The following is an 8,048-nucleotide window of genomic DNA, read 5'->3' on the forward strand; positions in this document are numbered from 1 at the left end:
TCCTCTTATCTATTTTCCTGATTTATTTTCAGATTTTTATACCCTAGCATAAAAATCATAATTAACTGTGAAGCATTTCAAATATTAGCTACGGAAAAGATTTTCGAAAAAGCTTTTCTTCTTCTCCACATATTTTTTAAAGTGAAGTTCAAAGCTCACATTCGCGAGTCTGTGAATATCATATTGCTGTGGGTAAATAAAATTCTCTATGTCGTTGTATCCTGATGGGTTATATATGATTATATCTACTCCCATAGAATTCATAAAGGTAAGCATTATGCAGTCTTCAAAAGATATATTTCCATTTTCTTCATTATTATAAATTATAATTTTAGGAACTTCTTCTGGGTAATCATAAGCTTGCAATAATTCAAGTACTGATGTATCTAAATTTATAAGTACTGAGAAAATATCAACTTGTAAATCCCTTAAATCTTCCTGTTCAACATTTATTATTACAGGACTTAAGCATAGTTCTTTAATTTTCTGGGCCATATTCTTTTGAAGTCCGGATCGCAACTCCTTATATTTCCACCAAGATGAATTGATCATTTGTTCAATATTAAATTCTGAAAAAGTATTATTCGGATAAATTGAATTAAACTTCCCATATTCCAAATGAACTACATCCATTATAGGTAGTTCATTATAAAACTTTGTATATTTCTGAGTTACTAACCCATTAATTTCCTTCCAATAAATATCAATATCCTCATGAGTACCACAAACCTTTGAGAATATATTAGGTATAACTACAGTGGAGTCTTGAACTTTAAAGCCTTCTCGTATATGTGCTTTTTCCTTCATCCATATATATATTTCTTCATAGGTAGTATTAAGTGTTACCGCCTGCAGATTATAATCTGCAAATTGCCACGGTCTGTAAAACCCAGAATCATCGGTAAAAAGTGTTTTATTAAGCTCTTCCTTAGCATTATAGGCAGTTGTCTTAATCCTATCTTCTACCCCAGTAGGAAAGGGTTTTATATCACCTTTATAATTATAAACAATTTCCTTAGAAAAAGCATTGTATTTATCAATTTCATGGAAGGTTCCAGAATCTTTAGGATTAAAGTATAAAATATCACAGCCCAATGTTGATAGTAGTACTAAATAGAAAACCTCCGTTTTTGAAATCTCTCCATAAAATACCACTTTAGGGTTGATATGTATATAGTCAAACTTTTGGAATAGTTCTTTTGAATAAATGTTTATCCAATGAATCACATAATTTACAATAAGTTTAATGCTTTGATTGTCTACTATTTCATTGCTCTTAATATAATATTCTATGAGTCCCTTCAAATTATTTTCAATTTGCCTTAGCAAAGTTTTGTTAGGTAAATCCGGAAAAAGTCCATTATCACTTATTAAATTTATAATTGTGGGCACATCAATAATTTCGGTTTGACCTACCTTTAGCCAAATATCATTCAATATATTTTGAAGTCTTATGCTAATGTCTTTATCTAATCCCTCACTAAATCGAATGTAACCAGGTTTTATTTTCTTTAATTCTTTGTCTAATTTATATAAGGTCTCATAGTAATCAATTTCATTCTTTTTTATACCTATAAACCTATAAAAATAATTTGGAATAAATACAACATTGGAATTATATTGAAATTTGTTTCTTTTATGAATCTCTGTTTTTAAACTACTTATGATATCTTCATTGATTTCTAAACACACACTGTGAATCTCTAGATTATTTAAACTATTCTTCTCCATATTCACCTTACCCTTTTAATTGTTTATTATCGTAAATATAGTTTTTTTATCTTTATTAAGTATACCATATTAAACTCCTGTTGTTCATTATAATATATTGAAAAAATTCCATTTTAATATAAGTTAATTGGAATTTTTCGAATAATCTGACTATATTTTATACATTTTATTTCTGAAAAAGCATTCTTTTATACTCATAAAAGGTGTAATATATATATGTTAGTGTATTTTATATGCACCTTAACAATAAAAATATGTCATTTTTACATTATTTGATATAATTTTATTAAATAATCATCATTTTAGTTAAAAATCAGTAGAATGTAGCTATCGATTTATTGCTGTTGTCTACCCTAGAACCACTAAGGGGATAACACTTTATAATTGTTAGGTTCAAAGAGAACTGCAAGGAGGTTTATTATGGGACTTTTGACTTTCAAAAAAGGTATTCACCCTAGTGACAAAAAAGATTTAAGTATGGATAAAGCAATTCAAGACTTGCTTCCAAAAGGCAACTTAGTGTTTCCTATGCAACAACACATAGGAGCGCCTTGTGATCCACTAGTAAAAAAAGGTGATCGAGTATTAGTTGGACAAAAAATAGGTGAATCCAAAGCTTTTGTATCTGCACCAATATACTCAAGCGTATCCGGAACTGTATTAGATGTAGCCCCTAGATTACATAGTAATGGAAACATGGTACTGTCAATTGTTGTAGAAAACGATAACATTTACGAAGAAGTGCTTACGTTGACTCCACACAATGATTATAAAAAACTATCGAAAAATGAACTATTGGCTATCATTAAAGACGCTGGCATCGTAGGTATGGGTGGAGCGGGTTTTCCAACACATATTAAGCTTAATCCGCCGGAAGGTAAAATCATCGACAGCATTATAGTAAACGCAGCTGAATGTGAACCCTATTTAACTTGTGATTACAGAATGCTTCTGGAAAAAACAAATGAAATTGCTGAGGGATTAAAAATTATTCTTCAAATGTTTCCAGATGCATCCGGATATATTGCAATAGAAACTAATAAACCTAAGGCAATTGAGGCTATGAAAAAAGCTACAGCAAACATTAAAAACTTAGAAGTTACTTCAATGCTTACAAAATATCCTCAAGGGGCAGAAAAACAATTGATTTATGCAATTACTGGTAGAGAATTATCTTCTGGAAAGCTTCCTGCAGATGTTTCCTGCATAGTTCAAAATGTTGATACGGTGTTTGAGATATACAACGCTGTAGTAAAGGGTAAACCACTTACAGAGAGAGTTTTAACTGTAACCGGAGAAGCAATTAAAGAGCCTCTGAATTTAAGAGTTAAATTCGGAACTTCTATGAATGAAGTTATCGAAGCTGCTGGTGGATTCAAAGAGGACCCTGTTAAAGTAATTTCAGGTGGACCTTTGATGGGAACAACCTTAAGTTCTTTAGATGTTCCTGTAATTAAAGGGACCTCAGGAATACTTTGTTTAACAAAAGAGCAAGCAAGATTAGAACAAGAATCCAGTTGTATAAGATGTGGAAAATGCATGAGTGTTTGCCCTATGTTTTTAAACCCTACAAAACTTAACTCTTTAGTTTTAAGAGGAGAATATGAGGAATTTGAATTATTACATGGTATGGATTGTATTGAGTGTGCTTGTTGCTCTTATGTATGTCCAGCTAAACGTCATTTAACTCAAACCTGCCGCGAAGGTAAACGAACAATAAATATAAATAGAAGAAAAAAATAGAAGAAAAAAATTGATAGAGGTGACTTATATGTATACAGTATCTTCATCCCCACACATAAAATCAAATGATTCAGTGCAGGGTATAATGAGAGACGTAATAATAGCATTAATACCCGCTACCATTGCTGGAATATATTTCTTTGGAATGAAAGCATTTTTAGTTACATTAGTATCTGTACTATCATGTATTGCAGCAGAAGCGCTATGGCAAAAACTTACTCATAGAAAAATAACAATTGGAGACCTAAGTGCTGTCGTAACTGGCTTATTAATTGCCTTTAACTTGCCGGCTGCTGTTCCGCTTTGGCTTCCCGCAGTTGGAGGATTTTTCGCAATAATTATTGTAAAACAATTTTTTGGCGGTATTGGACAAAATATAATGAATCCAGCTTTGGCTGCTAGAGCATTTTTACTTGCTTCTTGGCCAGTTCACATGACTAATTTTACTGTTGATGGTGTTTCATCTGCTACAGCCCTTGCAATACTTAAAAGTGGTGAGGGACAATTACCTAGTCTAATGAATGTTTTTATTGGTAACGTAGGTGGTTGTATCGGTGAAACTTCTGTAATTGCATTATTAATTGGTGCTGCTTATCTACTTTATAAAAAAGTAATAAGTTGGCATACTCCAGTTGCATATATCGGTAGTGTATTTATTTTAACACTTATATTAGGCAGAGATGGCTTCATGAGTGGAAATGCACTATACGAAATTTTTGCTGGTGGCTTAATGCTTGGAGCTTTCTTTATGGCAACAGATTATACCACTTCTCCTATGACAAAAAAAGGACAACTTATATTTGGAGTTGGCTGTGGACTTTTAACCACAATAATTCGTTTATATGGTGGTTATGCTGAAGGAGTATCCTACTCTATATTAATAATGAGCTTATTTGTTCCATTTATTGATAAGTTTACTGCTCCACGCATTTTTGGGGAGGTGAAATAATTGAAAGAGAATATAAGATTAGGTTTAATTTTACTTTTAATTACAGGAGTTGCAGCATTCTTATTAGGTGGTGCTTATGAAATCACTAAATCACCTATTGCTGCATCCATAGCAGCGGATAAACAAGCTGCTATGAAAGAAATATTACCCACTGCTGATAAATTTCAAAAAACAGATGTAAAAATTAACGAAAAAATTTCTGAGGTTAATGAAGGCCTTAAGGGTACTGAGATAACTGGATATGCTATAAAAGTTGCACCCAAAGGATACGGTGGCCCAGTAGAAATTATGGTTGGACTATCTACTGAAGGAAAAGTTACTGGTATTAAAATTTTAGCTCACACTGAAACCCCTGGTCTTGGTGCTAATGCTCCACAACCTAAGTTTTCAGATCAGTTTAAAAATAAACCTACAAAAGATAAATTAGAAGTTGTAAAAACAGTTCCTACAAAGGATAATCAAATACAAGCTATTACAGGTGCCACTATTACGTCTAAAACTGTAACACTTGGTGTTAATGATGCTATTGATTTTTACAACGCTTCATTGAAAGGAGATAAAAAATAATGGGCTCATTTTCTGAAAGATTAAAAAACGGTATATTAACTGAAAATCCACTATTTGTGCAAGTTCTAGCTACCTGCCCTACTCTAGCTGTTACCACCAGCGTAGAAAATGCTATAGGTATGGGCCTTGCCTCTACAGCAGTTTTGATTGGTTCTAATCTTTTTATATCTGTATTAAGAAAAGTAATCCCTGAGAAGGTTCGTATACCTGCTTATATTACAATAATAGCTGCTTTTGTTACATTAATACAGTTTTTATTACAAGGTTTTGTTCCATCACTATATAAGTCACTAGGAATTTTTATTCCACTAATAGTTGTTAACTGTGTAATTCTTGGAAGAGCTGAGGCCTATGCATCAAAAAACAAAATACTTCCTTCAGTTTATGATGCTATTGGAATGGGACTTGGTTTTACAGTTGCATTAATAATTCTTGGTGCAATAAGAGAACTACTAGGAGCTGGTGCAATATTTGGATTCCAGGTATTTGGTTCATCCTTTGAACCTGCTATAATTATGATTTTAGCACCTGGAGCTTTTATCACCCTGGGAATTATAATGGCTCTATTAAATCAAAAGGCAATCAATGAAACAAACCAAGTTAATAATAAAATTGCACATTTTCATGAAATTGATCCAGTGACCGGTGAGTGTACTGGTTGTGGTTCTTGTGCTCATAGTTGCAAAAAATAATATTTAATTTTTTTAGAAAGGTGGATTAAGATGAAACTTTTTTCAATTTTTATAAGTGCATTTTTAATAAATAACTTCTTATTAGTTAAGTTCCTTGGAATATGTTCTTTTCTTGGAGTTTCTAAAAAAACCGAAACTGCAAAAGGTATGGGACTCGCAGTAATTTTTGTTATGTTCTTAGCTTCATTTTTGTGTTACGGAGTCTTCAACTGGATTTTAGTTCCTTTAAATATAACCTATTTATCAACTCTAGCCTTCGTTCTAGTTATTGCCGCACTAGTGCAATTTGTTGAAATGGTTATTAAGAAAACTCAACCAGTTCTTTATAAAGCTCTTGGAATTTACCTTCCATTAATAACTACTAACTGTGCTCTTCTTGGTATGGCAGTTATAAATATAGGTGAAAAATATAACCTAGTAGAGTCCATGGTTAATGCTCTCGGAGCTGCTTGTGGTTACATGCTTGCCATTGTACTTCTTGCAGGCTTAAGAGAAAGAATGGAAGAAAGTGATAATATGCCACTATGCTTTAGAGGCCTTCCTATTTCACTAGTAACAGCAGGACTCATGGCTATTGCATTTTTAGGCTTTAGTGGTTTAAAATTGGGGGGTATTTAAATGGATATTAGAAATTTAATTTACCCAATAATAAGCATTGGCGGTATGGGACTTGTATTTGGAGTAGTGCTTGGTTATGCTAATAAAAAATTCCATGTACCCGTTGATCCTAAAGTACCACTGGTTAGAGAAGCATTACCTAGCGCAAATTGCGGTGCATGCGGATTTGCTGGTTGTGACGCTTATGCAGCAGCTGTAGTTGATGGAGGCACACCTCTAAATTTATGTACAGTAGGTGGAGCTTCTGTTGCTGAAAAAATCGGAGAAATAATGGGATTATCAGTTGAAACCCTGAATCCTCAAGTTGCTTTTGTTAAATGTAAAGGAACTTGCACGGTAGCAAAAGAAAAATATGAGTATGATGGAATCCGCGATTGCAGGCAAGCGGTTATTGCACCTGGTGAAGGTCCTAAAGCTTGCTCAGATGGATGTTTAGGTTTTGCTAGTTGTGTAAGAGCTTGTGAGTTTAGCGCCCTTCACATCATCGATGGTGTAGCTGTTGTATATAAGGATAATTGTGTAGCTTGTGGCGCCTGTATTAAGGTATGCCCTAAGAATTTAATAGAGTTCGTTCCAGCGAATCAAGAAGTACTTGTTGAATGTAACTCGAAATCAAAAGGTAAAGCAGTAAAAGAAAATTGCGCAGTTGGATGTATCGCTTGCACCATGTGTGTAAAAGTTTGCCCAACGCAAGCAATTGTTATGGTTAATAACCTGGCTACAATAGACTTTGAAAAATGTATACAATGTGGCCTATGTGCTACTAAGTGTCCAACAAAAGCTATCTCGAAGCCTCTAACAGCTCATGAAAACATTACTGAAGCAATAAGTAAATAGTTAAAACAAAAAGATACTAAGATGTAATTCTTAGTATCTTTTTGTTTTACTAAAAAAATCGTGAGCATAGTTATAGTTTATTTTGCATTTCGAATCTTCTGTAATCGTCTATTAAGCATTTTCGATAATATTTTTTCAAACAAAAATTCTTTTATAGGTGTAAGTGTGTTATTGTATTTTTCGAAAAAAAGCTCCGGTGAATCGTAAATTCCAAGATCATCAGTAATTGCAAGGCTTTGGCTATAGGTATCTTTGCCTGTAAAACATAAGTTATTAGAAGACTTTTCTTTTATAGCAATAGCGTAACCATAGTAACCGTCATCACGTTTTTTCAGTTTATCTTTGATCGCATTATAGAAACTATCATCAGGAATAACACCCTCAAGTGCTATCCAGTTTCCGTTATGATATACCTCCACCCATATGTGAATTATTTTTGCAGGGGCAATCAGGTAAGTTAATCCCACTAGTGCACCCTTTTGCATGGTTTTATCAATCATAAACCCATGTGTCCTTGTTGGTACGCCAACGCCCCTGAGTAACGACATAAGTAAGGTAGCCTTGGTATTGCACTGACCATATCCTTGATTTAAAATTTCAGATGACTTAAAGTCATCCTTTGAATTATAACCAAAAACAATTTCATTTTTTACAAAGCAATATATTTGTTTAATTTTTTCAAACTCGTCTTTTTCAGACCATTTTCTCTCAGCCATAAGCTGTTGTATTTTTGGATGATTATAATCTAACAAATGCGTTTCTTTTAAATAGTTTTTCATGTTAACGCCTCCTTTATTAGATTGATAGTGTTAACACTATCTTTGTTTTATTTATATAAATCCCTGCTTTAGCAAGGGTTTAAACTGTTTTTATAACAAAAAAACAATGACCCCCTCTTTTTGGTATAATTG

The 8,048-nt window shown here is 33.0% G+C and carries 8 protein-coding genes; 6 read left to right on the plus strand and 2 right to left on the minus strand.

What is annotated here, in order from left to right; translation table 11 throughout:
• Nucleotides 1–84: 84 nt before the first annotated feature.
• Entirely contained in the window at nucleotides 85–1,731 is a 1,647-nt protein-coding gene (locus KPL50_RS23065) for a YceG family protein (RefSeq protein WP_216300879.1), read from the minus strand.
• Nucleotides 1,732–2,151: 420 nt separating this feature from the next.
• Between KPL50_RS23065 and rsxC the strand changes: the two genes are divergently transcribed.
• From rsxC to KPL50_RS23095, 6 genes are read left to right on the plus strand one after another with little or no spacing between them, the layout of a single operon-like run.
• The gene (gene rsxC / locus KPL50_RS23070) at nucleotides 2,152–3,474 is read left to right on the plus strand and encodes an electron transport complex subunit RsxC (RefSeq protein WP_216300880.1); all 1,323 of its coding nucleotides are present in this window, start codon (nucleotides 2,152–2,154) and stop codon (nucleotides 3,472–3,474) included.
• A gap of 28 nt (nucleotides 3,475–3,502) precedes the next feature.
• A complete protein-coding gene (locus KPL50_RS23075) occupies nucleotides 3,503–4,423 on the plus strand; it encodes an RnfABCDGE type electron transport complex subunit D (RefSeq protein WP_216300881.1) in 921 nt (306 codons plus the stop codon).
• On the plus strand, nucleotides 4,424–4,990 hold the full coding sequence (locus KPL50_RS23080) for an RnfABCDGE type electron transport complex subunit G (protein ID WP_216300882.1): 567 nt from the start codon (nucleotides 4,424–4,426) through the stop codon (nucleotides 4,988–4,990).
• Nucleotides 4,990–5,682, plus strand: a complete 693-nt coding sequence (rsxE, locus tag KPL50_RS23085; protein ID WP_216300883.1) for an RnfABCDGE type electron transport complex subunit E — start codon at nucleotides 4,990–4,992, stop codon at nucleotides 5,680–5,682. The genes KPL50_RS23080 and rsxE overlap by 1 nt, the downstream gene beginning before the upstream one ends.
• Nucleotides 5,683–5,712: 30 nt before the next feature.
• Complete coding sequence (gene rsxA, locus KPL50_RS23090) at nucleotides 5,713–6,300, plus strand: electron transport complex subunit RsxA (protein ID WP_216300884.1); 588 nt, start codon at nucleotides 5,713–5,715, stop codon at nucleotides 6,298–6,300.
• Between the two features lie 6 nt (nucleotides 6,301–6,306).
• On the plus strand, nucleotides 6,307–7,137 hold the full coding sequence (locus tag KPL50_RS23095) for an RnfABCDGE type electron transport complex subunit B (RefSeq protein ID WP_216300890.1): 831 nt from the start codon (nucleotides 6,307–6,309) through the stop codon (nucleotides 7,135–7,137).
• Between the two features lie 77 nt (nucleotides 7,138–7,214).
• Here the strand turns inward: KPL50_RS23095 and KPL50_RS23100 are convergent, their stop codons facing one another.
• Nucleotides 7,215–7,916 carry a transglutaminase family protein gene (locus KPL50_RS23100; RefSeq protein WP_216300885.1) on the minus strand — a complete coding sequence of 234 codons (702 nt, stop codon included), beginning with the start codon at nucleotides 7,914–7,916 and terminating at the stop codon, nucleotides 7,215–7,217.
• Nucleotides 7,917–8,048 lie beyond the last annotated feature (132 nt).

The sequence above is a fragment of the Clostridium sp. CF012 genome, from assembly GCF_018861755.1.
Classification (GTDB): Bacteria; Bacillota; Clostridia; order Clostridiales; family Clostridiaceae; genus Clostridium_AD.

What these genes read in the sequence shown, in the direction of transcription:
- KPL50_RS23065 (WP_216300879.1), bottom strand. Translation starts at nt 1,731, where the DNA reads ATGGAGAAGAATAGTTTAAATAATCTAGAGATTCACAGTGTGTGTTTA.
- rsxC (WP_216300880.1), top strand. Translation starts at nt 2,152, where the DNA reads ATGGGACTTTTGACTTTCAAAAAAGGTATTCACCCTAGTGACAAAAAA.
- KPL50_RS23075 (WP_216300881.1), top strand. Translation starts at nt 3,503, where the DNA reads ATGTATACAGTATCTTCATCCCCACACATAAAATCAAATGATTCAGTG.
- rsxE (WP_216300883.1), top strand. Translation starts at nt 4,990, where the DNA reads ATGGGCTCATTTTCTGAAAGATTAAAAAACGGTATATTAACTGAAAAT.
- rsxA (WP_216300884.1), top strand. Translation starts at nt 5,713, where the DNA reads ATGAAACTTTTTTCAATTTTTATAAGTGCATTTTTAATAAATAACTTC.
- KPL50_RS23100 (WP_216300885.1), bottom strand. Translation starts at nt 7,916, where the DNA reads ATGAAAAACTATTTAAAAGAAACGCATTTGTTAGATTATAATCATCCA.